The organism is Lysobacter sp. DMC97 (genome assembly GCF_056313745.1).
In genome coordinates this window covers 468508-492083 of the sequence record NZ_JBQUZR010000004.1, presented here as the reverse complement: position 1 = coordinate 492083, position 23576 = coordinate 468508, and the positions used below count along the sequence as shown (strand labels likewise).

27 protein-coding genes are annotated in these 23576 nt (G+C 71.3%); 19 read left to right on the top strand and 8 right to left on the bottom strand.

The features are described from left to right. Nucleotides 1-5 precede the first annotated feature (5 nt). Nucleotides 6-1127 carry an inorganic phosphate transporter gene (locus tag ACT53Q_RS11445; RefSeq protein ID WP_476186765.1) on the top strand — a complete coding sequence of 374 codons (1122 nt, stop codon included), beginning with the start codon at nucleotides 6-8 and terminating at the stop codon, nucleotides 1125-1127. 123 nt (nucleotides 1128-1250) lie between these two features. Here ACT53Q_RS11445 and ACT53Q_RS11440 read toward each other — a convergent pair whose 3' ends face one another. Continuing rightward, nucleotides 1251-1661, bottom strand: a complete 411-nt coding sequence (locus tag ACT53Q_RS11440) for a hypothetical protein (RefSeq protein WP_476186764.1) — start codon at nucleotides 1659-1661, stop codon at nucleotides 1251-1253. A gap of 41 nt (nucleotides 1662-1702) precedes the next feature. Here ACT53Q_RS11440 and ACT53Q_RS11435 point away from each other — a divergent pair, with 41 nt between their 5' ends. Continuing rightward, a complete protein-coding gene (locus ACT53Q_RS11435) occupies nucleotides 1703-2038 on the top strand; it encodes an MGMT family protein (protein WP_476186763.1) in 336 nt (111 codons plus the stop codon). A gap of 10 nt (nucleotides 2039-2048) precedes the next feature. Here the strand turns inward: ACT53Q_RS11435 and ACT53Q_RS11430 are convergent, their stop codons facing one another. After that, complete coding sequence (locus ACT53Q_RS11430) at nucleotides 2049-2720, bottom strand: 2OG-Fe(II) oxygenase (RefSeq protein WP_476186762.1); 672 nt, start codon at nucleotides 2718-2720, stop codon at nucleotides 2049-2051. A 59-nt stretch (nucleotides 2721-2779) separates the two neighbouring features. On the opposite strand from ACT53Q_RS11430, the gene ACT53Q_RS11425 reads away from it, so the two are divergent. Both ACT53Q_RS11425 and ACT53Q_RS11420 read left to right on the top strand, forming a co-directional pair. Further along, complete coding sequence (locus ACT53Q_RS11425) at nucleotides 2780-3457, top strand: rhomboid family intramembrane serine protease (RefSeq protein WP_476186839.1); 678 nt, start codon at nucleotides 2780-2782, stop codon at nucleotides 3455-3457. 106 nt (nucleotides 3458-3563) lie between these two features. Continuing rightward, complete coding sequence (locus ACT53Q_RS11420; protein ID WP_476186761.1) at nucleotides 3564-4073, top strand: hypothetical protein; 510 nt, start codon at nucleotides 3564-3566, stop codon at nucleotides 4071-4073. Between the two features lie 66 nt (nucleotides 4074-4139). Here ACT53Q_RS11420 and ACT53Q_RS11415 read toward each other — a convergent pair whose 3' ends face one another. The 4 genes from ACT53Q_RS11415 to ACT53Q_RS11400 are packed head-to-tail and all read right to left on the bottom strand — an operon-like array spanning nucleotide 4140 to nucleotide 8549. Then, on the bottom strand, nucleotides 4140-4625 hold the full coding sequence (locus tag ACT53Q_RS11415; RefSeq protein ID WP_476186760.1) for a Slp family lipoprotein: 486 nt from the start codon (nucleotides 4623-4625) through the stop codon (nucleotides 4140-4142). 19 nt (nucleotides 4626-4644) lie between these two features. After that, nucleotides 4645-6624: a transglutaminase TgpA family protein gene (locus ACT53Q_RS11410; protein ID WP_476186759.1), complete on the bottom strand. Its 1980-nt coding sequence runs from the start codon at nucleotides 6622-6624 to the stop codon at nucleotides 4645-4647. Then, entirely contained in the window at nucleotides 6617-7591 is a 975-nt protein-coding gene (locus ACT53Q_RS11405) for a DUF58 domain-containing protein (RefSeq protein WP_476186838.1), read from the bottom strand. The genes ACT53Q_RS11410 and ACT53Q_RS11405 overlap by 8 nt, the downstream gene beginning before the upstream one ends. A gap of 31 nt (nucleotides 7592-7622) precedes the next feature. Beyond that, nucleotides 7623-8549, bottom strand: a complete 927-nt coding sequence (locus tag ACT53Q_RS11400; protein WP_476186758.1) for an AAA family ATPase — start codon at nucleotides 8547-8549, stop codon at nucleotides 7623-7625. A gap of 207 nt (nucleotides 8550-8756) precedes the next feature. Here ACT53Q_RS11400 and ACT53Q_RS11395 point away from each other — a divergent pair, with 207 nt between their 5' ends. Beyond that, the gene (locus tag ACT53Q_RS11395) at nucleotides 8757-10619 is read left to right on the top strand and encodes a glycosyltransferase family 39 protein (RefSeq protein ID WP_476186757.1); all 1863 of its coding nucleotides are present in this window, start codon (nucleotides 8757-8759) and stop codon (nucleotides 10617-10619) included. Between the two features lie 158 nt (nucleotides 10620-10777). Here the strand turns inward: ACT53Q_RS11395 and ACT53Q_RS11390 are convergent, their stop codons facing one another. Together ACT53Q_RS11390 and ACT53Q_RS11385 are read right to left on the bottom strand one after the other, a co-directional pair. Then, complete coding sequence (locus ACT53Q_RS11390; protein ID WP_476186756.1) at nucleotides 10778-11353, bottom strand: Maf family protein; 576 nt, start codon at nucleotides 11351-11353, stop codon at nucleotides 10778-10780. Between the two features lie 10 nt (nucleotides 11354-11363). Further along, complete coding sequence (locus tag ACT53Q_RS11385) at nucleotides 11364-11747, bottom strand: hypothetical protein (protein WP_476186755.1); 384 nt, start codon at nucleotides 11745-11747, stop codon at nucleotides 11364-11366. Nucleotides 11748-11865: 118 nt separating this feature from the next. Between ACT53Q_RS11385 and ACT53Q_RS11380 the strand changes: the two genes are divergently transcribed. The 14 genes from ACT53Q_RS11380 to ACT53Q_RS11315 all read left to right on the top strand — a co-directional run bounded on the left by ACT53Q_RS11380 (nucleotide 11866) and on the right by ACT53Q_RS11315 (nucleotide 23489). Continuing rightward, the gene (locus tag ACT53Q_RS11380) at nucleotides 11866-12387 is read left to right on the top strand and encodes a YceD family protein (protein WP_476186837.1); all 522 of its coding nucleotides are present in this window, start codon (nucleotides 11866-11868) and stop codon (nucleotides 12385-12387) included. Between the two features lie 100 nt (nucleotides 12388-12487). Next, nucleotides 12488-12682 carry a 50S ribosomal protein L32 gene (rpmF, locus tag ACT53Q_RS11375; RefSeq protein ID WP_476170031.1) on the top strand — a complete coding sequence of 65 codons (195 nt, stop codon included), beginning with the start codon at nucleotides 12488-12490 and terminating at the stop codon, nucleotides 12680-12682. A gap of 229 nt (nucleotides 12683-12911) precedes the next feature. Beyond that, entirely contained in the window at nucleotides 12912-13892 is a 981-nt protein-coding gene (locus ACT53Q_RS11370) for a beta-ketoacyl-ACP synthase III (protein WP_476186754.1), read from the top strand. Between the two features lie 209 nt (nucleotides 13893-14101). Beyond that, on the top strand, nucleotides 14102-14863 hold the full coding sequence (gene fabG / locus ACT53Q_RS11365; protein ID WP_476186753.1) for a 3-oxoacyl-ACP reductase FabG: 762 nt from the start codon (nucleotides 14102-14104) through the stop codon (nucleotides 14861-14863). 134 nt (nucleotides 14864-14997) lie between these two features. Next, nucleotides 14998-15237, top strand: a complete 240-nt coding sequence (acpP, locus tag ACT53Q_RS11360; protein WP_476186752.1) for an acyl carrier protein — start codon at nucleotides 14998-15000, stop codon at nucleotides 15235-15237. A 154-nt stretch (nucleotides 15238-15391) separates the two neighbouring features. Further along, complete coding sequence (gene fabF / locus ACT53Q_RS11355) at nucleotides 15392-16630, top strand: beta-ketoacyl-ACP synthase II (protein WP_476186751.1); 1239 nt, start codon at nucleotides 15392-15394, stop codon at nucleotides 16628-16630. Nucleotides 16631-16652: 22 nt separating this feature from the next. Then, entirely contained in the window at nucleotides 16653-18041 is a 1389-nt protein-coding gene (locus ACT53Q_RS11350) for an aminodeoxychorismate synthase component I (protein WP_476186750.1), read from the top strand. Between the two features lie 2 nt (nucleotides 18042-18043). Next, nucleotides 18044-18907 carry an aminodeoxychorismate lyase gene (pabC, locus tag ACT53Q_RS11345; RefSeq protein ID WP_476186749.1) on the top strand — a complete coding sequence of 288 codons (864 nt, stop codon included), beginning with the start codon at nucleotides 18044-18046 and terminating at the stop codon, nucleotides 18905-18907. Continuing rightward, entirely contained in the window at nucleotides 18904-19980 is a 1077-nt protein-coding gene (gene mltG / locus ACT53Q_RS11340) for an endolytic transglycosylase MltG (protein WP_476186748.1), read from the top strand. The genes pabC and mltG overlap by 4 nt, the downstream gene beginning before the upstream one ends. Continuing rightward, nucleotides 19977-20663 (top strand): dTMP kinase, encoded by a 687-nt coding sequence (gene tmk, locus ACT53Q_RS11335; RefSeq protein WP_476186747.1) that lies wholly within the window; start codon nucleotides 19977-19979, stop codon nucleotides 20661-20663. The genes mltG and tmk overlap by 4 nt, the downstream gene beginning before the upstream one ends. After that, complete coding sequence (locus ACT53Q_RS11330; RefSeq protein ID WP_476186746.1) at nucleotides 20660-21700, top strand: DNA polymerase III subunit delta'; 1041 nt, start codon at nucleotides 20660-20662, stop codon at nucleotides 21698-21700. Before tmk ends, ACT53Q_RS11330 begins: the two co-directional genes overlap by 4 nt. Further along, on the top strand, nucleotides 21697-22056 hold the full coding sequence (locus ACT53Q_RS11325; protein ID WP_476170022.1) for a PilZ domain-containing protein: 360 nt from the start codon (nucleotides 21697-21699) through the stop codon (nucleotides 22054-22056). The genes ACT53Q_RS11330 and ACT53Q_RS11325 overlap by 4 nt, the downstream gene beginning before the upstream one ends. Before the next feature lie 40 nt (nucleotides 22057-22096). Further along, nucleotides 22097-22705, top strand: coding sequence for a DUF938 domain-containing protein (locus tag ACT53Q_RS11320; protein WP_476186745.1), 609 nt, complete (start codon nucleotides 22097-22099; stop codon nucleotides 22703-22705). A 37-nt stretch (nucleotides 22706-22742) separates the two neighbouring features. Continuing rightward, nucleotides 22743-23489: a hypothetical protein gene (locus ACT53Q_RS11315; RefSeq protein ID WP_476186744.1), complete on the top strand. Its 747-nt coding sequence runs from the start codon at nucleotides 22743-22745 to the stop codon at nucleotides 23487-23489. Nucleotides 23490-23576 lie beyond the last annotated feature (87 nt).

Genomic DNA, 23576 nt, shown 5'->3' with positions numbered 1-23576 from the left:
TCGACATGCTCACCCTCGTGCTGCTGGTCATCCTGGCCGCGCTCGTCTTCGAGTTCATCAACGGCTTCCACGACACCGCCAACTCCATCGCCACCGTGGTCGCGACCAAGGTGCTGAGTCCGGGCAAGGCGGTGATGCTGGCGGCGGTGATGAACCTCGCCGGCGCCTTCTGGGGCACCGCCGTCGCCAAGACGATCGCTTCCGGCCTGATCGACACCGATGTCGTCAACGTCACCTCGCAGGTCATCCTCTGCGCGCTGGCCGGCGGCATCCTCTGGAACCTCATCACCTGGTGGAAGGGCCTGCCGTCCTCGTCCTCGCACGCCCTCATCGGCGGCCTGTGCGGCGCGGCGCTCTCCGCGGCCCACAACGACTGGGCGGCGCTGATCTGGACCAAGGTCAGCGAGAAGGGCTGGACCGAGAACAAGGGCCTGCTGTGGAAGGTCGTGGTGCCGATGATCAGCTCGCCGATCGCCGGCTTCACCCTCGGCGTGCTGATCCTCGCCCTGCTGTACGCCATCATCTGGGGGCTGTCGCGCGCCGGCGGTCCGCTGTCGCGGTTGTCGCGTCCGCGCTGGGTGAACGCCTTCTTCGGCAAGGCGCAGCTGGCGTCTGCGGCCTACATGGGCTTCGCCCACGGCAGCAACGACGCGCAGAAGACGATGGGCATCATCGCGCTGACCATCTTCGGCGCGCAGGCCGCGGGCACCCTCGACAGCCTGCCGGCGTGGGCCGCGTTCCTGCATCCCGATGGCGGCGAGAAGGACATCGATGCGTGGATCGTCTTCTCGTGCGCGATCGTGATGGCCGCGGGCACCGCCGCCGGCGGCTGGAAGATCATCAAGACGCTCGGCCACAAGATGGTGAAGCTGCAGCCGATCGACGGTTTCGCCGCCGAGACCGCGTCGGCCACCATCCTGCTGACCGCCGCGCACTTCGGCATGCCGGTGTCGACCACGCACAGCATCTCGACCGCGATCATGGGCGTGGGCTTCGGCAAGAACCCGCGCGCGCTGAAGTTCACGGTGATCGAGCGCATCGTGTGGGCATGGATCCTCACGATCCCGGCCGCCGGCGGCATCGCCTACGTGCTGTTCCGCCTGATCGATCTCGCCGGCTGGTCGTGATCGACCGGTTCCGGCAGCGGTCGAGGCCGCTGCCGGATTCGCCGACGCAGAAAACGAAAGGCCCGCGCGAGCGGGCCTTTCTCGTGTCCGCGCAGGGCGCCGCGGATCAGATGGCGGGTCGGATCAGAGCAGGTCGCCGCCCGCGGACAGCGCGCGCTCCAACTGGTCGCCCATGCCGCCGATCTCCAGGATCAGCCGGTCGACTTCGGCACCCGAGAGCGCGTCGTAGGGGCGGTTCTCGCACAGTTGCAGGTAGGGCACGCGGTCGAGTTCGCCGATCGCGAGGTAGCCGACGCGGCTTTCCCAGTTGAAGGCGAGGGCGCGGCGGCAGTCGATGCCGGTGGTCGGGGCGATGACGGTGCTCACCCGGAGGTAGGTACGGCCGTCCTCGCTTTCCAGTTCGGACAGGAAGATCGCCTGGTGGCGGCGACCGTGGTCGAGGGAGAGTTCGATGCAGAGCAGATAGGGCTCCTGCATCGTGATCCGGAAGTCGCCGGCAGCGAGGTGACTGCGGACCTGTTCGAAATTCTGCATGGGGCGGCCTGGGGGGAAGCGTGGCGATATGCTACCCGCCCATGACCGGACTGTCTGCCGCCGACCGCATCCTCGCCGCGATCCGCGCGATCCCGCGCGGCGAAACCGCGGCCTACGGCGTGGTCGCGCAACGCGCCGGCCTGCCCGGCCGCGCGCGTCTGGTCGCGCGGCTGCTGGCGCAGAACGACGACCCGCGGCTGCCGTGGCATCGCGTGCTGCGCGCCGACGGCCGCAGCGCCTTCCCGCCGGGGTCTGAACAGCAGCGTGAACAGCTCGATCGTCTGCGCCGCGAGGGCGTGGCGATCGACGCGCATGGTCGTGTCCGCAGCGGGACGCGCGGCGCGAAGACCGTCGACGAAGCCGTCTGGGGACCGTAGCGCGGCGTGCTCAGCGCAGGCCGGGGCCGACGTTGCGGCGGAACCACGCCGCGATGCTGAAGCGCTCGCGATGCGCCGGCAGCACTTCGTGTTCGCGTTCGCTGAGGAAGCACACGCTGACGCCGACGGGTGCGATGTCGACGTGGCCGCCGTCGTCCGCGTGCAGGCGCAGCGCGCCGCCGTCGGTGTCGCTCCAGTCGTCGTTGAGATAGCTCACCAGCGTCACCACGCGCGCGTCGCTGTCGCGGAAACGGTCGCGATGCCGCGCGTAGCCGCCGCCGGGCGGGTAAGCGGCGTAATGGGCCTCGCATTCATCGAGGCCGAGGAACAGGCGGCGATTCAGCTCCAGGCGCAGGGCGTCCATCCGCGCGATGAACGCGCGTGCGGGATCGCCGCAGCGCGGATCGTCCAGCCACAGCGTGGCGTCGGCGCGGATGTCGCGGCGCAGGTCGCGTCCCGCGCCGCGCCCGACGGACGCCGGTGCGAGCGCGCCGTCCGCCTGCAGGCGGCGCAGATCCTCGCGCAGTGCGGTGCGCAGCCCGGGCGCCGGCCAGCCGACGATGCGGCAGGCGCCGTGCGCGGACAGCGCGTCCGCGAGCGCGGCAGGGTCGAAGGTGCCGGCCTGCGGATCGGCGTGGAGATCGACGCAGGCTGCTGCGCCGACATTGGAGATCGCGGTCATGCCGGTATGATACGAGGCGCGTCGTCGACGCGTTCCCTTTCCCCCGAGGGTCACGGATGTTGTCCAGGATTCCCCCGGTCGTCCGGGCGCTGCTGATCGCGAATGTCGTCGCGTTCGTGCTGCAGTTGATCGTGCCGGAGGCGTGGGTCGTCCCGCTCAAGCTGTGGCCGTTGCACTCGCCGCTGGCGGAAGCGTGGCCGGGCGCGACCTTCCTGCCGTGGCAGCTGGTCACGTCGGCCTTCCTGCATGCCGATCCGCTGCACCTGGTCTTCAACATGATGGGCCTGGTGATGTTCGGCGTGCCGCTGGAGTATCACTGGGGCTGGCGCCGTTTCCTCGTGTACTACACGGTCAGCGTGCTCGGCGCGAGCCTCTGCCAGCTGGCGCTGGCCTCGTGGTCGGTCGCCGGGGGCGGCATGCCCTACGCGACCATCGGCGCCTCGGGCGGCGTCTACGGCCTGATCCTCGGATACGGCCTGCTGTTCCCGACCCATCGGGTGATGCTGCTGTTCCCGCCGATCCCGATGAGCGCGCGGACGCTGGCGATCGTGTTCGGCGCGATGGCGCTGCTGTTCGGCCTGACCGGGCAGGAGTCGGGCGTGGCCCACTTCGCCCATCTGGGCGGCATGCTGGCCGGCGGACTGATGCTCCTGCTCTGGCGCGGCCGCCGGCCGCCCGGGACCCCGCCGCCGCCGCCGAAACGGAAGCGGCCGTCCCATCTGCGCATCGTGAAGTGAGGAGCGTCCCGATGCCGGCCGCGGTCGTCTTGCCGACCGGGGCCCTGTGGTATGTTGCCGCGGGCGGGGATGCGGACCGAGGACAGCTGCAGGTGACGAGCCGATCATGAAGTGGGACCCCTTCACCATCATCGAACAGGTGCTGATCCTGTTGGTGATCACCAGCCAGATCTGGATCTCGATCAAGGTCATCCTCGACTCCGAAGGCGCCGAGCAGTACGTGCGCATCATGTCGTTCGCGACCGGCTTCCTGGCCTTCCTGATCACCCGCGCGCTCGGCGTCACCTTCGCCGACCTGATGCTGATCACGCATTCGCAGAACAACCCGTTCGGCATCATGCTGATCGGCGCGGCCTTTCCTTTCCTGGTCGGCATCCTGATTTCCGAGGGCACGATCATCGCGCTGAAGCTGGGCATGCCGGTGCCGATCCGCATGGTCCTGCTGATCGCCGCCTTCACCCTGTCGCAGGCGGCGTACACCAACTACGTGGCGCTGGCCTCGAAGGTCACCACGCTGGACAAGGCGTTCATCCCGAACCTGTCGTATTCGATCGCGGTGGGCCTGTGGCTCACGTTCCGCTATCGCGACAAGCACACGCCCAGCGGGCCGAAGTAGGGCCGGCGGCGGAGACGAGAAAGGCGGCCATCGGCCGCCTTTCTCGTGTGGCGCATCGGCGCCGGCTCACCAGTAGCCCCACCACGGCCACGGGCTCGGGCGCTCGATCACGTTGACCTTCTCGCGCACCGGCCACAGGTACACCACGTCCGCGGCGACGCGCGGGAAGCGGTAGTCGTATTCGCCGATCTTGCGGTTCTCGTAGCCGTCGATGCGGCCGGTGAAGGTGACTTCGCGCTTGTCGGTGAACAGCGCCGGGTCGTAGAAGCCGGCGCGGCAGGCGATGAAGCGGCCGCGGGTGTCGTCGGCGGCCCAGTACGGGCGGCCCGAGCCGTCCAGTTCGGTCGACAGCATTTCGAAGCAGGTGCGGTCGGCCAGCGGTTCGGTGCGGACGATGCGGCCGCCCCAGCGCACCGTCTGGCCGGTGCTGTCCTGCTGCACGGCTTCGTGCGGGGTGACGGTGGCGAAGGTGCCGCGCAGGGGCTGGGCGGTGGTGGCGCAGCCGGCGAGGGCGGCGGCCAGCGCGGCAACGGCGAGGATGCGTGCGTGCATGGAAGGCTCCGGAAGGGGATCAGGGGCGGTGTCGCCGCAGGTCGCGGATCAGGCCGCGCGGATCGCAGGCACCACCATGGTCGCGAGCGTACCGCCAATCCGCGAAACGTGCGCTGAGTTCGCGCAAGGCGGCGGCCTGCGGGCGCGCCGCGACCACGCGCGCCGCCCAGGCGCCGGCCGGTTCGTGGCGCTCGCGCGCGAGGCCGAAGCGCCGATAGCGCGCCTCCATCGCGCGCCAGGCGCGCAGCACCGGGTCGCGTTCGCGCTCCTGCCGCGTGGTCAGCCAGAACATCCCGCCCAGCGCCAGCGCGACCGCCAGCACGAACAGCTGGATCAGCTTCGCCGAATCCAGGTCTGGCACGCCCAGCGGCTGCAGCAGCCGGCGCTGGCGCGACGCGTCGTAGCCCAGCACGAAGTCGTTCCAGCCGCGGCGCATCCAGTCGCCGACGTCGAACACCGGCGCCAGCCCGGCGAAGTCGCCCAGCATGCCCGGGCGGCGGTCGTCGAGGGTGTCGAAGATGCGTTCCGGCGCGACCGCGGCGGTCGGGTCCACGCGCGTCCAGCCGCGGCCGTCCAGCCAGATCTCGGCCCAGGCGTGCGCGTCCGAACGCCGCACCAGCCAGTAGTCGCCGACCGGGTTGCGATAACCGCCGGCGTAGCCGGTGACCACGCGCGCCGGCACGCCCGCGGCGCGCATCAGCACCACGAATGCGCCGCTGAAATGCTCGCAGTAGCCGGCCTTGCGCTCGAACAGGAATTCGTCGACGGTGTCGCGCCCCATCGGCGGCACGTCGAGGGTGTAGGCGAACTCGGCGTGGATCCACGCCAGCGCGCGATCGGCGATGGCGGTGTCGCTGGCGACGCCGGGCGCACCGGCCTCGTTGCGCCAGCGCTGTGCGAGCGCCACGGCGCGCGGGTTGTGGTCGGGCGGCAGGCGCAGCGCAAGCGCGCGCAGCGGTGGCGGCAGGTCGTCCGCGCCGAAGCGCGCCACCGCGCGCATCCGCCAGCGGGTGACGTCGTTGAGCGGTTGCAGGCTGCGCAGACCGCCGTCGCGACGCTGCACCGCGCCGTCGGGCACCGACAGCGGCACGTCCAGCGCGACCAGGTCGTGGCGTTCGGTCGGTTCGACCTCGAGTTCGTAATCGAAGCGCGGCGCGTCGGCGGGCGGGGCGGGCAAGCTGCCGACCGCGCTGGCCCGGGGCGAGGTCGACCACGTGCGGCCGTCGAAATTCCACAGCACCGGGCCGCGCCAGTACAGCTGGTTCCGCGGCGGCGCCGGGCCGGTGAAGGTGGCGCGCAGGGCGGGGCTCTCGTCGGCCATGAGATCGGCCCAGTCGCCGGGCGACATGTGGTCCGACAGGCCGGGCCGGCTCACCGCGCGATCGGGCACGCCCCACATCGGCGAGGACAGCCGCGGGAACAGCCAGAACACCCCCATCGCCAGCGGCAGGCCGATGCCGACCATCCGCGCCACCGCGACGAACCGCACCCATGGCCGGCCCGGCGGCGCGGTCTCGCCGACTTCCACTTCCGACAGTTTCAGCAGCGCCGCCAGCACCGTCAGCGCGGCCACCAGCCCCAGCGCCAGCGACGTCGGTCCCTGGTCCAGCAGGAAGGTCGCGAACGGTGCGAACAGCGCGAAGCCGAGCAGGCTGCGGGCGTCGCGCTGGCCGCGCAGTTCCACCGGCTTGAGCGCGAGCATCGCCGCCAGCAGCGCGCAGCCGGTGTCGCGGCCGAAGCGGAAGCCGAACAGCACCGTCACCGTGCCGATCAGGGCGACGATCAGCACCAGCTTCAGCCATGTCGGCGCGCGGCCCTCGCGCGCGAGCAGCGGGACGGCGACCGCCACCGCGCCGATGCCCGCGCCGAGCGCGCCGGGCTGTTGCAGCAGCAGCGGCAGCAGGCAGGTCGCCGCCGCGGCCAGCACCCAGCGGCGCGCGATCGGATCGAGCGGTTTGACGTCCGGCGGTTTGACGGTCGGGCCGCCCGGCTCAGCCATGGCCCGGCCCGTCCGGCAGCAGCGCCAGCGCCTTCAGGCAGGCGTGGCGATGGGCAACGCCCTGCGCCGGCCCCAGCGGCGGCTGGCCGGGCAGGCGCAGGCGATAGCGGCGGCCGTCGCGCTCGGCTTCGTCCACCCAGCGCGCGAGGCGCTGGATCCGCGCCTCCCACGGCAGCGACGCCAGCGCGTTCCAGTCGAGGTCGAGGTCCGCGCCCAGCGGCTGCTCGTATTCGCGCACCAGCAGTTCGTCGCGGCGCGCGGACGGCTTCCAGGCGATGGCACGGCGCGAATCGCCGCGACGGTAGGCGCGCAGGTGGTGCACGTCGTCGCCGGCCGGATGCAGGCGCGCGATCGCGCGGTCGCCGCCGCCGTCGGGCAGCGGCGGGCCGTGGGCTTCGGGCGTCGGATAGACGAGGATCGGCCGGTCGGGCCAGACGTAGCTCCAGGCGAACACCAGCCCCAGCGGCCGCGTGGTCGACAGCCGCAAGCGGCCCGGGTCGAACCAGCCGCGGCGCTTCGTCGGCACGCTCAGCACCGCCTCGCCAGCGCCGTCGCGCAGCGAGCACCACGTGCCCGGCGCGCCGGCCACGCCGGACAGCGTCTCGATCCGCAGGCCGCGGCGTTCGCGGCCGGGATCGGCACGGAAATGGATGCGCAGCTCCAGCGGCTGGCCGGCGCTCACCGGTTCGGCGCCGGTCGCCACCACGCGCAGCCCCGACAGTTGCAGGTGCGCGGCGAACAGCCCGGTCTGTGCCGCGCCGCCCAGCAACAGTGCGAGCAGCAGCGCCGGATTGTTGTTGTAGTTCAGCGCGCCCAGCAGCATCGCCGCGATCAGCGCGGCGAAGAACAGACCGAAGCCGCTCGGCAGCACGTAGATGCGATGGCGGTCGAACGCCACCGGCAGCGGCTCCGGACCGCGCGGCCGGATCCAGCGCGCGGCGCGGCTTTCCATCCAGGTGCGCAGCATCGTGCCGGCGTCGCGCATCGCGGCGTCGCGCTCAGTCCACCGGCACCGCGCGCAGGATCGCCTGCGCCAGCGTCTTGCCGTCGCCGCCGTCGGCATCCGCGGTGAGGCGATGCGCGGCCACCGCGACGAACAGCGTCTGCACGTCCTCGGGCAGCACGTGCGTGCGTCCCAGCAGCAGCGCATGCGCGCGTGCCGCACGCAGCAGCGCGAGGCCCGCGCGCGGGGACAGGCCCACGCGCACGCCCGGATGGTGGCGGCTGCGCGCGAGCAGCCGCTGCACGTAGTCGATCAGCGCCTCGCTGGCGTGGATGTCCGCCACTTCGCGGCGCAGCGCGCGCACGTCGTCGGCGCTCAGCGCCGGCGTGCTGCGCGCGATCAGGTCGCGGCGGTCGTCGCCGGCCAGCAGCGCGCGCTCGGCGTCCTCGGGCGGGTAGCCCAGGTGCAGCCGCAGCAGGAAGCGGTCGAGCTGCGAATCGGGCAGGGGATAGGTGCCGGACAGGTCCACCGGGTTCTGCGTGGCGATCACGAAGAACGGGTCCGGCAGCGGATGGGTGGTGCCGTCGACGGTGACCTGGTGCTCGGCCATCGCTTCCAGCAGCGCACTCTGCGTGCGCGGCGGCGCCCGGTTGATCTCGTCGGCCAGCAGCACCTGCGCGAACACCGGGCCGGGATGGAAGCGGAAGCCGCGGGTCTGCGCATCGAACACCGACACGCCGACGATGTCCGACGGCAGCAGATCGGAGGTGAACTGCACGCGCTGGAAGCCCAGCCCCAGCGTCGCCGCCAGCGCATGCGCCAGCGTGGTCTTGCCGAGGCCCGGCAGGTCCTCGATCAGCACGTGGCCGTCCGACAGCAGGCCGACGAACGCCAGCCGCACTTCATCGGGCTTGCCCAGCACCAGGGCGTTGACCTGCGCCTGGGCGCGTTCGAGGGCGGTGCGGACGGGGTCGTTTAGCATGTGCGGGCTCGCGGCGTGGCGTCATGGCGTCACCCCCGCGGCGACGGCGCGGGCGACGGGTTCGGACGGCTGGGTTCGGACGACAGAGTTCGGACAACCGGGTTCGGACAACACGTCGCGGCGGAAGGTTCGGACGACGGACGTCGTGCAGCGGGTCCGAGGGCGGAGCCGACCGCGCGAACGGCAGTGTAATGGGACGAAGGGTCGATGCAGCAGACGGTGTTCGCAAAGCGGAGTTTCATCGCCACCTGGGCCGCGGCCACGCTGCTGAAGGTCGCGCTCGCCCTGCAGTTGCCGCTGTTCGTGGACGAGGCGTTTTACTGGCAGGAAAGCCGGCATCCGGCCTGGGCGTATTCCGATCTGCCCGGGTTCACCGCCGCACTGGTGCGGCTGGGCGAAGCCGTGGCCGGGCACGGGCTGCTCGGCGTGCGCTGGCCGTTCCTGCTGATCGCGGCGTGGCTGCCGTGGCGGATCGTCGCGATCGCGCGGCGCGAGGTCGCCGGCGATCCCGCCTTCGCCTGGCAGGCCGGCACGCTGGCGGCCCTGCTGCCGCTGCTGGGCACGCTGGGCGTGCTCGCGCTGCCCGACGTGCCGCTGGCGCTGGCGACGGTGCTGTGCCTCGACGCCGGTGCGCGCCTGCTGCGCGAGGTGCGCTGGTCATCGGCGGCGTTGCTCGCGACGGGGCTGGCGATCGGCGGGCTCACACACTATCGCTTCGTCGCAGTGATCGGCGTCGGCTTCGTCGCGCTGCTGCTGGCGCCCGAAGGCCGACGCGCGCTGCGCGACGGCCGGGTGTGGCTGGCACTGGCGATCGGTGCGCTGGCGTGGTGGCCGCTGCTGCAGTGGAACCTTGCCAACGCCGATGCCGGCCTGCGCTTCCAGTTGGTCGACCGGCATCCGTGGGCGTTCCATGTCGACGGTGTGCGCTTCGTCGCGGTGCAGGCGCTGTTCGTCACGCCGCCGCTGCTGTGGGCCTTGCTGCGCGCGGGGATCGCTAACCGCGGCGCGGCGGCTGCGCCGGGTGTGCGCTATCTCGCGTGGTCGGGCCTGCTGGTGCTGCTCGGCTTCTTCGTGCTGGGCTTCTTCGCCGACAGCGAACGCGTGAGCTTCCACTGGCCGTTGCCGGCGTATCTCGCGCTGCTGCCGCTGGTGCCGGCGGTGCTCGCGCGCTGGCCCGCGTTCGCGCGGCGCGCGACCTGGGCGGTGGCCGCGTTCGGTCTCGTCGCCAGCCTCGGGTACTACCTTGTTGCCGCGACGCCGTCGCTGCGATCGCGACTCGCCGACAGGCAGGTCTATCCCGCGAATTTTGCCGGCTGGAACGAACTCGCGCAGGCGGTCGACGCGCGCCGCGCGACCCTGCCCGCCGGTACGACCCTGCTGGCCGACGACTTCAAGATCGGAGCCGAACTGGGCTTCCTGTTCGACGGCCCGCGCATCCCCGTCCTCGACCATCCGCTCAACGTGCACCACGGCCGCGCGCCGCAGCTCGTGCTGTGGGGCCTGCATCGCGATGGTCGCGCACTGCGCGAGACCGCGCCGCAGTTGCTGGTCGTCGGCGCCACGCACGTCGAATTCCGCCAGCAGCTCGCGCACTGGCATGCGCTGTGCGAACGCGTCGGTCCGCTGCCGCCGCCGACGGTGCTGAACGTCGACGGCGGCCGCAAGCGTTACCTGCTGTTCGCGCTCGAAGGCCGGCGCACGGACAGCGCCTGCGTCGCCCCGGCGATGGCGTGGATCGATGCCCCCGAGGCAGGCGCGACCGTGCCGCGGACGTTCGCGCTGACCGGCTGGGCGTTCAAGGAAGGCATCGGGCTGGCCTCGGTGGAAGTGCTGCTCGACGGCCGTCCGTTCGGCCGCGCCGGCTACGGCCTGCCGCGGCCGGAGGTGGTCGGCTTCTGGGCGAAATGGCGTGACGGCGGCTCCACCGATCCGCAGCAGCCGAACGTCGGTTTCCGCGCCGATCTGGACCTGACCGGCCTGCCGTCCGGGCGCCACACCATCACCCTGCGCCTGCATGGCCGCGACGGCAGCCAGGAGGATTGGGTCGAGCATCCCGTCGTCATCGAGTAGAGCGGAGCGCAGCTCCGCTGCTCCCTGCCCGGAGCCTGTGTATCGGCACGAGGCGTTTTTCGTCGTGCCGGCAGACGATTCCGGGCCCGGATCGTGGGTTCGCCCTCCGGAGACGGGGCAGCGGAGCTGCGCTCCGCTCTACGGGCGCGGCGGCGGCGTCAGGGCACCGCGAATCCCGCCTCGCGCAGCAGGCGGGCGGTGGCGATCAGCGGCAGGCCGACGAGCGCGGTGGGGTCGCGGTTGTCGATGGCGTCGAACAGGGCGATGCCCAGTCCTTCGCACTTGAAGCTGCCGGCGCAGTCGAGCGGGCGTTCGCGCTCGACGTAGCGGGCGATCTCGTCGTCGCCCAGCGCACGGAAACGCACCGTGGTGACGTCGAGCGCCGCCAGCCGGCGGCCGTCCGGCCCGGCCAGGCACAGCGCGGTGAGGAAGCGGACTTCGCGCCCGGACATCGCCTGCAACTGGGCGACGGCGCGGTCTGCGGTGCCGGGTTTGCCCAGCGGACGACCGTCCAGTTCGGCGACCTGGTCGGAGCCGATCGTCCAGGCGTAGCCGGCCTGCGCGGCCACCGCCTCGGCCTTGGCGCGGGCCAGGCGGACGGCGAGGGCGTCGGGCGTCTCGCCGGCGAGCGGGGTCTCGTCGACCTCGGGGCGGGCGGTGGTGAACGGCAGGCCGAGGCGCTCCAGCAGGGCGCGGCGGTAGACCGAAGTCGAGGCGAGGATCAGCGTCGGCATGACGGCGGGGTCAGGCATCGGGCGCGGCGGCGCGGGCGCGCTGCACCAGCGCCAGCTGCTGGTCGATGCGGTCGCGGGCCTGGTCGATCGAAGTGCGCATCGCGTCCAGTTGCTTCACCGGGGCGGTCGCCCCGTGTTGCTGCAGCCAGAGCCGCTGGCGCAGCATTTCCTGCAGGGCGGTGCGGACCGTCTCGTCCTCGCCACCGGTCATGGCCTCGATCTCGGCGCGGGCGACCCGCAGCCGGGCTTCGAGGGCATCGGCGGCGTCCAGCAGCCGGGTGTAGGCGCGTTCGCGGGGCACGTGCCGACGGGACAGGTGCCAGGCGAAGAGCAGGGCGAGGACGAAAAGGGCCAGGAACGCGAGGGTCGCGGCGGGAAGGGAGAAGGCGGTCACACGGCGGGCCCGGACGCGGGCGGACAGTCTGCCGCGGGTGCCGGCGGTCGGCAAATCGTCGGCGCGCCAAGGGCTTGGGTTTGACACGGACGGGGCCGGTCCCTACCATTCAGCGCTTATGTCCGCTGAAGTGCCCGAAGTCTTGGATGCTTGGCGCATGGCGGCGGCACGACGCGCATTTGCGGGTCGTGTGCCGTTGTCCGCGATGCCCCGACTGAGCGATCTGCTGGCCGATGCCGAAGGAGAAGCCCGCTTCTCCCTCGAATTCGGCCATGACGCGCTGAAGGTGCCGTTCGCGGAACTGCAGGTCGATGCCGAGCTGCCGCTGGTCTGCCAGCGCAGCCTGCAGCGTTTCCTGCATCCGGTGTCGCTGACCCAACGCTATGCGCTCGTGCGCGAGGCGGAGGGAGACGACGAGGACGTCGAAGCCGCGCTGCCCACGGGCTACGAGGCCTTGATGGTGGCGGACGACGGCCTGCTGCGGCCGGCGGAACTGGTCGAGGACGAACTCATCCTCGCCGTGCCGCTGGTTCCGGCGATGCCGGGCGTCGAGCCGGTCGAACACGACTGGCCGGTGCCGGAAGACGAAGGACAGCGCGCCAGCCCGTTCGCGGCCCTGGCGGCACTGAAGAAGACCTGAGGACGACGACGGCCGCGATGGCCGTGCCGCCCTCGCCCGGGGCGAAAACGTTCGTCCCGGCCACGACAAGCGATTCACGATTCAAGCTGGAGCGATCCCCATGGCTGTTCAGAAATCCCGCGTCACCCCGTCCCGCCGCGGCCAGCGTCGTTCGCACGACGCCCTCACCGCGAAGCAGCTGGCCACCGATCCGACCACCGGTGAAGTGCACCTGCGTCACCACCTCACCGAAAGCGGTTTCTACCGTGGCCGTCAGGTGATCGCGCCGAAGACCAAGGTCGTCGACGAAGAGTGATGTCCGCGGCGCCTGCAGGCGCCCGCGCCATCGCGCCGGGCTTTTCCGGCACACCCGGGGATGCGGCCGCAAGGCCGCGTCCGCGCTTTCCGGCCTGAACGCGACATCGCCGATGGCCACCATTGGGGACGCCGGTTCGCCGGCGTCCGCGCCGCCGCGCCCCTCGGGCTGCGTGCGGTCTTCGCCGGCAGGAGCCACGGCGTTCCGTCCACAGGGGGAATCTGCTGGCATGACCGACCGAATCTACGCACGCATCGCGGGCACCGGCAGCTATTTGCCGGAAAAGATCCTGACCAACGAGGATCTCTCGAAGTTCGTCGACACCAGTGACGAATGGATCGCGTCGCGTACCGGCATCCGCCAGCGGCACATCGCGGCCGAAGGCGAGACCACCTGCGACCTCGCGTACCACGCCTCGATGCGGGCGCTCGAAGCCGCCGGCGTCGCGCCGTCCGAGCTCGACCTGATCATCCTCGGCACCACCACGCCCGACATCATCTTCCCGTCGACGGCCTGCCTGCTGCAGCACCGGCTCGGCGCCGAAGGCTGTCCGGCCTTCGACGTCAACGCCGCGTGTTCCGGGTTCGTCTACGCGCTGTCGATCGCCGAGAAGTTCGTGCGCAGCGGCACCGTGAAGACGGTGCTCGTCGTCGGTGCGGAAACCCTCACGCGCATGCTCGACTGGAACGATCGCACCACCTGCGTGCTGTTCGGCGACGGTGCGGGTGCGGTGGTGCTGCGCGCCGACACCGAGACCGGCATCCTCAGCACCCATCTGCACGCCGATGGCGGCAAGAAGGAACTGCTGTGGAACCCGGTCGGCGTGTCGGTCGGTTTCAAGCCCGAAGAACACAACGCCGGCGTGCGCGTGCTGATGGCCGGCAGCGACGTGTTCAAGCATGCGGTGAAGGCACTGGATTCGGTGGTCGACGAGACGCTCGCGGCCAACGGCCTCGATCGCGGCGACCTCGACTGGCTCATTCCGCACCAGGCCAACCTGCGCATCATCGACGCCACCGCGAAGCGTCTGGAAATGCCGATGGATCGGGTGATCGTCACCGTCGATCGCCACGGCAACACGTCGGCCGGTTCGGTGCCGCTGGCGCTGGACGAGGCGGTGCGTTCCGGTCGCGTGCAGCGCGGCCAGCTCGTGTTGCTGGAAGCCTTCGGCGGCGGCTTCACCTGGGGCTCGGCGCTGCTGCGTTACTGAGCGCGATACAGGGACAAGTGTCCTCCCAAGTGTCCTCTGCGGAAGCCGTCGCGATTCTGTGATCGCGGCGGCTTTTTCCATACCTGGGCTACATTTCGACATACGCCCTCGTACAGACAGACCGCGGGTTTCGCCCGTATCATCGCCCCTCGGATTTCAGCAGGGGGCTGTGCCGCTCGTCGGCACGGGTCCCGGACCCCACGGAACACATGAGCCAAGACGCCATTTCCCATCGTCCGCTGCAGGGCGAGATCGCCCTCGTCACCGGGGCCAGCCGCGGCATCGGCGCCGCCATCGCCGACACCCTGGCCGCGCTGGGCGCGACGGTGGTCGGCACCGCCACCACGGATGCCGGTGCCCAGGCCATCGGTGAACGCCTCGCGCCGCTGGGCGGCCACGGCCGCAAGCTCGACGTTGCCAGCGGCGCCGAGGTCGAGGCGCTGATCGATGCGATCGCGAAGGAATTCGGCGCGATCGGCATCCTCGTCAACAACGCCGGCATCACCCGCGACAACCTGCTGATGCGCATGAAGGAAGAGGACTGGCAGGCCATCCTCGACACCAACCTCAGCAGCGTGTTCCGCACCAGCAAGGCGGTGATGCGCGGCATGATGAAGGCGCGCAAGGGCCGCATCATCAACATCGCCTCGGTGATCGGCGTGACCGGCAATCCCGGCCAGACCAATTACGCCGCGGCCAAGGCCGGCATCATCGCCTTCAGCAAATCGCTGGCGAAGGAAGTCGGTTCGCGCGGCATCACCGTGAACGTCGTCGCCCCGGGTTTCATCGACACCGACATGACCCGCGCGATGCCCGAATCCGCAAAGGAAGGCCTCGTCGGCCAGATCGCGCTGGGCCGCCTCGGCGACGCGCAGGACATCGCCGACGCGGTCGCGTTTCTGGCCGGCCCGAAGGCCGGTTACATCACTGGAGAGACGCTGCACGTCAACGGCGGGATGTACATGCCGTGACGCGCGACGGAGATACGGGTTTTCCCTGTATTTTTCGTTAAGTCATTGAATCGAAAAGGTCCGTTGTCGGCCACTCGGCACCGGGTTTCCCTTACACTAGCCACCGCAATTTCCCTCACCGGAGCACATCACCCATGAGCAGCATCGAAGAGCGCGTCAAGAAGATCGTGGTCGAACAACTCGGCGTCAAGGAAGAGGAAGTCACCAACAACGCGTCGTTCGTCGACGACCTCGGCGCCGACTCGCTCGACACCGTCGAGCTGGTGATGGCGCTGGAAGAAGAGTTCGAGTGCGAGATTCCTGACGAAGACGCCGAGAAGATCACTTCGGTGCAGCAGGCCATCGATTACGTGAAGGCCCACGTCAAGGCCTGAATGCCTGATTGATCCGGGCAAGATGCCCGCCCGGGCCTCGCGCCCGGGTCCACGCCGGGGCCGCATCGCGGCCCTCTGCGTTTCTGGAGTCCTCCTTCCGCCGCACGGCACGATGTCGCATCGCCGTCGCGGCCCGCCGTTCCGGAGTCATGCAATGTCGAAGCGTCGCGTCGTCGTCACCGGCCTGGGCATCCTGTCGCCCCTGGGCAACGATCTGGCCAGCAGTTGGGACGGCATCGTCCACGGCCGCAGCGGCATCGGTCCGATCACGCAGATCGATGCGTCGGGCTTCACCACCCGCATCGCGGGCGAAGTGAAGGGATTCGATCCCGCGCAGTGGATCCAGGCGAAGGACATCAAGAAGATGGACACCTTCATCCACTACGGCGTCGCCGCCACGCAGATGGCGCTGCGCGATGCCGGGCTGGAGATCACCGACGCCAACGCCGAGCGCGTCGGCGCGATCATCGGTTCGGGCATCGGTGGCATCCACGGCATCGAGGAGCAGGCGATCCGCCTGCACGAAGGCGGCGCGCGCAAGGTCTCGCCGTTCTACGTGCCCAGCACCATCATCAACATGCTGCCGGGCCAGATCACCCTGATCACCGGCATCAAGGGCCCCAGTTTCTCGGCGGTCTCGGCCTGCGCCAGCTCCAATCATTCGATCGGCACCGCGATGCGCATGATCCAGTACGGCGACGCGGACGCGATGATCGCCGGCGGCGCCGAGCGCGGCATCACCAACACCTCGGTCGGCGGCTTCTGCGCGATGAAGGCGATGACCACCCGCAACGACGATCCGACCCGCGCCTCGCGGCCGTGGGATCGCGACCGCGACGGTTTCGTCATCGGCGACGGCGCCGGCATCCTCGTCCTCGAGGAATACGAATTCGCGAAGGCGCGCGGCGCGCGCATCTACTGCGAACTGGTCGGCTCCGGCGCCAGTTCCGACGCCTTCCACATGACCGCGCCCAGCGAGGACGGCGAAGGCCCAGCGCGCTGCATGGTCGCGGCGCTGCGCGACGCCGGCCTGCAGCCGTCGCAGGTCGGCTACCTCAACGCCCACGGCACTTCGACGCCGCTGGGCGACCTCGCCGAAACGCAGGCGATCAAGCGCGCGTTCGGCGACCACGCGAAGTCGATGATGGTCAGCTCGACCAAGTCGATGACCGGCCATCTGCTCGGTGCCGCCGGCGGCGTGGAAGCGGTGTTCTCGGTGATGGCGCTGCACACCGGCATCGTGCCGCCGACGATCAACCTCGACACGCCGGGCGAAGGCTGCGACCTCGACTACGTGCCGAACGTGGCGCGCGAGCGTCGCCTCGACTACGTGATGTCCAACGGTTTCGGTTTCGGCGGCACCAACGGCTCCCTGATCTTCGGGCGTCTCTGATCCGCCGCCACCGGGCGCCCGCATGATCGTCACCCGCGCGTTGCCCGCGGATTGCGACCCGCTGCGCCTGCATCGCGGCGCGCCCGCGCGCTATCCGCTGCTGCTGCAATCGACCTCGTCCTCGCTCGCGCCCGGGCATGCCCTGGCGCGCTGGGACCTGCTGCTGGTCGCGAATGGCGAAGCGCTGCGGCTCGATCGCGACGGGCGCGTGCGCGATGCCGCGGGCGTCGATCGCGGCAACGACTTCCTCGCCGCGCTCGACGCCGACTGGCGCGCGCTGCGCATCGCGCGCGAGGAACCGCGCTGGCCGTTCCACGGCGGCTGGGCGCTGTTCCTGTCGTACGAACTCGCCGCGCAGGTCGAGCCCGTGCTGCGGTTGCCGCAGGCCGAAGGCGCGCTGCCGGTCGCGCTCGCGCTGCGCTGTCCCGCCGCGGTGCTGCGCGATCGCGTCACCGGCGAATGCATCGCGCTGGCGGAAATCGGTGCGGAGGCGATGCTCGATGCGATCGCCGCCGACCTCGAGGCCTTCGCCGCGCAGCCGATGCCCGAATGGCGCGCGCCCGAGACGCTGCACGAGGACGCGCCGGAACGCTTCACCGACGGCGTGCGCCGCATCCTCGATTACCTCGCGGCGGGCGACGTGTTCCAGGTCAATCTCTCGCGTGCGTGGCGCGGGCGCTGCGCGACGTACGCACCCGACGCGCTGTATGCACGGCTGCGCGAGGTGAGTCCTGCGCCGTTCGCGGGGATGTTCGCCGGCGTCACCGACGGTCGCCCGTGGGCGGTGGTGAGTTCTTCGCCGGAACGACTGGTGTCGGTGCGCGGCGACGTGGTCGAGACGCGGCCGATCGCAGGCACGCGGCCGCGCTTCGCCGGCGACGACGACGCGGCGCGCGTGCGCGAACTCGTCGGCCATCCGAAGGAGCGCGCCGAGCACGTGATGCTGATCGATCTCGAACGCAACGACCTCGGCCGCGTCTGCGCGCCGGGCAGCGTGGAGGTCGACGAACTGATGACGGTCGAAAGCTATTCGCACGTGCACCACATCGTCAGCAACGTGCGCGGCCGGCTGCGCGACGGCGTCACGCCGGGCGAGGTGCTGCGCGCGGTGTTCCCCGGCGGCACCATCACCGGCTGCCCGAAGGTGCGCTGCATGGAGATCATCGCCGAGCTGGAAGGCGAGGGCCGCGGCGCCTACACCGGCGCGTTCGGCTGGCTCGACCGCGACGGCGACCTCGACCTCAACATCCTCATCCGCAGCGCCGAAGTGCAGGCCGATGCCGACGGTGGCGCGACGCTGCGCTTCCGCACCGGCGCCGGCATCGTCGCCGACTCCGATCCGTTGCGCGAACTCGACGAGACCCGGGCCAAGGCGCGCGGCTTGCTCAAGGCGCTGGGAGCCGGCGCGTGACGATGCGCCTGTTCATCGGGGATGTCGTCGGCGACGCCGCGGCCGATGCGTCGCAGGCGGCGCGCCTCGCCGAAGGGCGCGGCTTCGCGTACGGCGACGGCGTGTTCGAGACCATGCGCGCGACCGGCGGTGCGATCCCGTGGTGGCCGGCGCATCGCATGCGATTGCAGACCGGCGCGACGCGGCTCGGCATCGCGCTGCCGTCGGTGGCGGTGCTGGATCGTGAAGTCGCCGATTTTGCCGCGCGCCACGCCGACGCGACGATCAAGCTGATCCTCACGCGCGGCAGCGGCGGTCGCGGCTACGCGCCGTCGCCCGATGCGCCGCCGGTGTGGACGCTGATCGCCGCGCCGCTGCCGCCACCGCCGCGCGTGGGCGGCCTGGTGCTGCGCTGGTGCGACACGCGACTGGCGTTGCAGCCGGCGCTGGCCGGTCTGAAGCACTGCAACCGTCTGGAACAGGTGCTGGCCCGCGCCGAGTGGGCGGCGGCGGGCCTCGATCCCGCCGAGGTCGACGAGGGCCTGATGCGCGACACCGACGGCCATGTCGTCTGCGCCACCGCCGCCAACCTGTTCGTCTGGCGCGACGGCCGCTGGTCCACGCCGCCGGTCGACCGCTGCGGCATCGCCGGTGTCTGCCGCGGCTGGCTGATCGACGCGCTCGGCGCCGACGTCGCGCCGCTGTCGGTCGCCGACGTCGAGGGCGCCGGGGCGCTGCTGCTGTGCAATGCCCTGCGCGGTATCCTGCCCGTGTCCCGGCTCGGGGCGCGGGTCTGGGCGCCGCATCCGGCCGTGGCCGAGGCGCGGCGCCGGCTGGCCGCCGGGCACCCCGCCTTCGTCCCGGCGTCGCAAGAGGAGTCTCCGTGAGCCCGCGATCCCCGTTCCGCCTCGGCAGGTTGCTGCTGGTCCTCGTTGCGTTCGCCGCGCTGGCGGCCGGTGTCGCCGGCCTGTTCGCGTACCGTCACTACCAGGGCTTCGCCGATGCGCCGATGCCCGGCCTGCAGGATGGCGACACGCTGGTGGTCGATCCGGGCGATTCGCTGCCGAAGGTGCTGCGCAAGCTGGAGGCCCGCGGCATCCCGGTGCGCGCGCTGGAGTGGCGGGCGCTGGCCAAGGACACCGGGGCCGCCGGCCGCATCCAGATCGGCGAATACGCGCTGAAGCCCGACATGACCCCGCGCGAGCTGCTGGTCGCGATGCGCGACGGCAAGGTGCTGCAGTACCGGGTTACGCTCGTCGAAGGCTGGAACATCCGCGACGTGCGCGCGGCGCTGGCGAAGGCGCGGCCGCTGAAGCAGGAAAGCACCGCGTTCGACGATCGCGCGCTGATGAAGGCGATCGGTCGCGGCGGCCAGCATCCCGAGGGCCGCTTCCTGCCCGAAACCTACGTCTACACCCGCAGCGACAGCGACCTCGACGTGCTGCGTCGCGCCGCCGACGCGATGGACGAGGCGCTGGCCGAGGCCTGGGCCGGCCGCGACAAGGACCTGCCGCTGCAGTCCGCCTACGAACTGCTGACGCTGGCGTCGATCGTCGAGAAGGAAACCGGCATCGCCGACGAGCGCCCGCGGATCGCCGGCCTGTTCGTGCGCCGGCTCAAGGTGCCGATGCGGCTGGAAACCGATCCGACCGTGATCTACGGGCTCGGCAGCAGTTACACCGGCAACATCCGCAAGGTCGATCTGCAGACCGACACGCCGTACAACACCTACACCCGCGACGGCCTGCCGCCGACGCCGATCGCCATGCCCGGCAAGGCCGCGCTGCAGGCGGTCGCGCATCCGGCGCCGGGCGACGCGCTGTTCTTCGTCGCGGTGGGCGACGGCAGCGGCCGCCACGTGTTCACGAAGACCTACGCCGAACACCAGGCCGCCGTCGCCGACTACCTGCGCCACTACCGCGAACAGCGCGCCGCGGAGCGGCAGGCGGCGACGCCGTGAGCGACGCGACGCCCGACGCGCTGCCGCGGCATCCGCGCTTCGTCACGCTGGAAGGCGGCGAGGGTGCCGGCAAGACGACGGTGCTCAACGCGCTGCGCGAGGCGCTGCAGCAGACGGGCGCGGAAGTCGTCAGCACGCGGGAGCCCGGCGGCACGCCGCTGGCCGAGCAGATCCGCGAACTGCTGCTGCACCCGGGCGACGAGAAGCCCGGCCCCGAGACCGAATTGCTGCTGATGTTCGCCGCGCGCGCCCAGCACGTGCGCGAGACCATCCTGCCGGCGCTCCAGCGCGGCGCGTGGGTGATCAGCGACCGCTTCACCGATTCCAGCTACGCCTACCAGGGCGGTGGGCGCGGGCTCGATCCGGCGCTCATCGCCGAACTCGAACGCCGCGTCGTCGGCCTGCGGCCCGGGCTGACGCTGCTGCTGGACCTCGGCGTCGCGCAGGGCCGCGAGCGCACGCGCGGGCGCGATCTGGTTTTCGGCCAGACGCCGGATCGCATCGAGCGCGAGCGCGACGATTTCTTCGAGCAGGTGCGGCGGGCGTTCCTCGCCCGTGCGCGCGCCGAGCCCGAGCGCGTGCGCGTGGTCGACGCCTCGCAGCCGGCGACCGCCGTCGCCGAGGACGCGGTGGCGATCCTGCGCCTGTTCATCGCGCGCAGCGCGGCGGAGCAGGCGGCGTGACCGGCTTCGAGTTGCCGCCGCTGGCGCCCTGGCAGCAGCGCGTCTACGCGCAGGCAGTGGCCGCGCTCGACGCCGGCCGGCTCGGCCACGGCCTGCTGCTCTGCGGCCCGCCGCAGCTCGGCAAGCGCGCGGTGGCCGAACGCCTGGCCCGGCGCCTGCTGTGCGAAGCCCGCACCGCCGACGGCGAGGCCTGCGGCCGCTGCCGCGGCTGCCTGCTGTTCGCGCAGCGCTACCAGCGCGATCCGCTGGAGGTGCGCCCCGACGGCGTGCCGTCGCATCCCTTCGGCCATCCCGCGCATCCGGACCTGATGCTGGTCGGCCACGAGGTCAACGACAAGACCGGCAAGCCGCGCACCGAGATCGTGATCGAACAGATCCGCCGGCTGTCGGAGAAGCTCGCGCTCACGCCGCAGTACGGCGGCGCGCAGATCGCGATCCTCGACCCGGCCGAGGCCATCAACCACGCCGCCTGCAACGCGCTGCTGAAGACGCTGGAGGAGCCGCAGGACGGCCGCTTCCTGTGGCTGGTCAGCGCCAATCCCGCGCGGCTGCCGGCGACCATCCGCAGCCGCTGCCAGCGTCTGGAGTTCCGGCTGCCGCCCGCCGCCGAGGCGCTGGCCTGGCTGCGCGCGCAGGGCCATGCCGAGGCCGCCGCGACCGAGGCGCTGGACGCCGCCCGCGGCCATCCCGGCCTCGCCGATGCCTGGCTGCGCGACGGCGGCCTGGCGCTGCGCCGCGAGGTGTCCGCGGACCTGCTGGCGGTGCGCCGCGGCGAGCGCTCGCCGCTGGAGGCCGCGCAGCGCTGGGCGGGCGGGGACGACCTCGACCTGCGCCTGCGCCACGCCGCCGACCTGGCCCTCGCCGACGCCGCCCGCTTGACCGATCCCGCCGGAATCCGCACCCTCGCATCCTGGTTCGACGCCGCCAACCGCACCCGCGATCTGCTGCGGACCACCGTCCGCGCGGATCTCGCCCTGGCCGAACTGCTGGCCCAGTGGCGCGGCGCGGCGCCCACAGCTTCAGGAGCAAGACGATGAACGCGAAAGTCGCCGGCGCCCGCCAGGGCATCCTGTCCCTCGCGGTGAAGGACAAGAACGCCCTGTTCCAGGCCTACATGCCCTTCATCAAGGGCGGCGGCGTGTTCGTGCCGACCGTGAAGCGCTACTTCATCGGCGACGAGGTTTTCCTGCTGCTCACGCTGCCCGAATCCTCCGAACGCCTGCCGGTCGCCGGCAAGGTCGCCTGGGTCACCCCCGCCGGCGCGCAGGGCAACCGCACCGCCGGCATCGGCGTGCAGTTCGCCGAGACCGCCGAAGGCGACGCGGTCCGCAACAAGATCGAAGCGATCCTCGCCGGCATCCTCACCTCGGACAAGCCGACGCACACGATGTGAGCGCGCCGGCGCTCTCCGGCTCGCATCGACGGATCGCCTGATGCCGCCGAAACCCTTCTCCCCCAGCTGCGAACGCAACCGCGACCCCATCCTCGACGTGCTGCGCACGGCGTTCGCCGGGCGCCGGCGGGCGCTGGAGATCGGCAGCGGCACCGGGCAGCACGCGGTGCATTTCGCCGCGGCGATGCCGTGGCTGACATGGCAGTGCTCGGATGCCGAGGCGAATCTTTCCGGCATCGGACAGTGGCTGGCCGAGGCGCAGTTGCCGAACACGCCGCCGCCGTTCGTGTTGCAGGCGTCGGCCGAGCCGCCGGGCTTCGCGCCGCTGCCGCCGGGCCGCTTCGACGCGGTGTTCAGCGCGAACACGCTGCACATCATGGGCTGGCCGGAGGTCGAGGGCTTCTTCGCCGGGCTGCGTGACGCGTGCGAGGCCGACGCGATCGTCGCGGTGTACGGGCCGTTCAACGTCGGCGGCACCTTCACCAGCGACAGCAACCGCGACTTCGACGGCTGGCTGAAGGCGCGCGATCCGCGTTCGGGCATCCGCGATCGCGAGGCGGTCGATGCGCTCGCGCAGGCGGCGGGCTTCCGCGCGGCGGAGGTCGTCGCGATGCCCGCGAACAACCAGATGCTGCTCTGGCGGACGTGACACAATCGCCCGGATCGAAGCCGGGGAGTGTCGTCCGATGTCCATGCCGTTGCCCGCGATGCGCGCGCTCGCCGCATCGCTGCTCGTCGCCTGCTGCGCCACGGTGTCGGCGGAGGAGGGCGATCCGCCGGAAGTGACGTACCCGGCGCTGCCGGCGCGCGGCGCCACGGCCGATGCCTTCGTGCCCGCGGGCTGGGCGATCGAGATGCGCGCCGCCGGCGATCTCGACAAGGACGGTCGCGACGACCTCGTCATCGTGCTGCGCATGCACGACGCCGCGAACGTGATCCACAACGACGGCATGGGCCCCGACGAATTCGACACCAATCCGCGGATGCTCGCGGTGCTGCTCGCGGATGCCGGCGGCTATCGGCTCGCGGCCGAAGACCACGCACTGGTGCCGCGACCGGACAATCCGGTGATGGACGACTACCTCGACGGCGACGGCGCCGTCAGCGTGCAGCGCGGTGCGTTCTCGGTGAACCTGCATGCGTGGGCCAGTGCGGGCACGTGGTACACCAGCGGCACGACGTTCACCTTCCGCCAGCAGGACGGCTGCTTCCGGCTGATCGGCTACGACCGCACGGAGATGCACCGCGCCAGCGGCGAGATGACCACGATCAGCGCGAACTATCCCGCACGCCGCGCGACGGTCGAACTCGGCAACATGGAGTCGGACACGCCGACGAAGACGCGCACGCTGCGACTGGCGGCGAAGCCGATGCCGTGCCTGGCCGACATCGGCAACGGCTTCGATTTCGATCCGGGCGTGCCGACCGAATGATGCCGGTCCGATGAAAAACACGGGCCCCGCATGCGGGGCCCGTGTTTCGATGCAGGTTGAAGCGGCGCGCGGGCGCGAGGCCCGCGT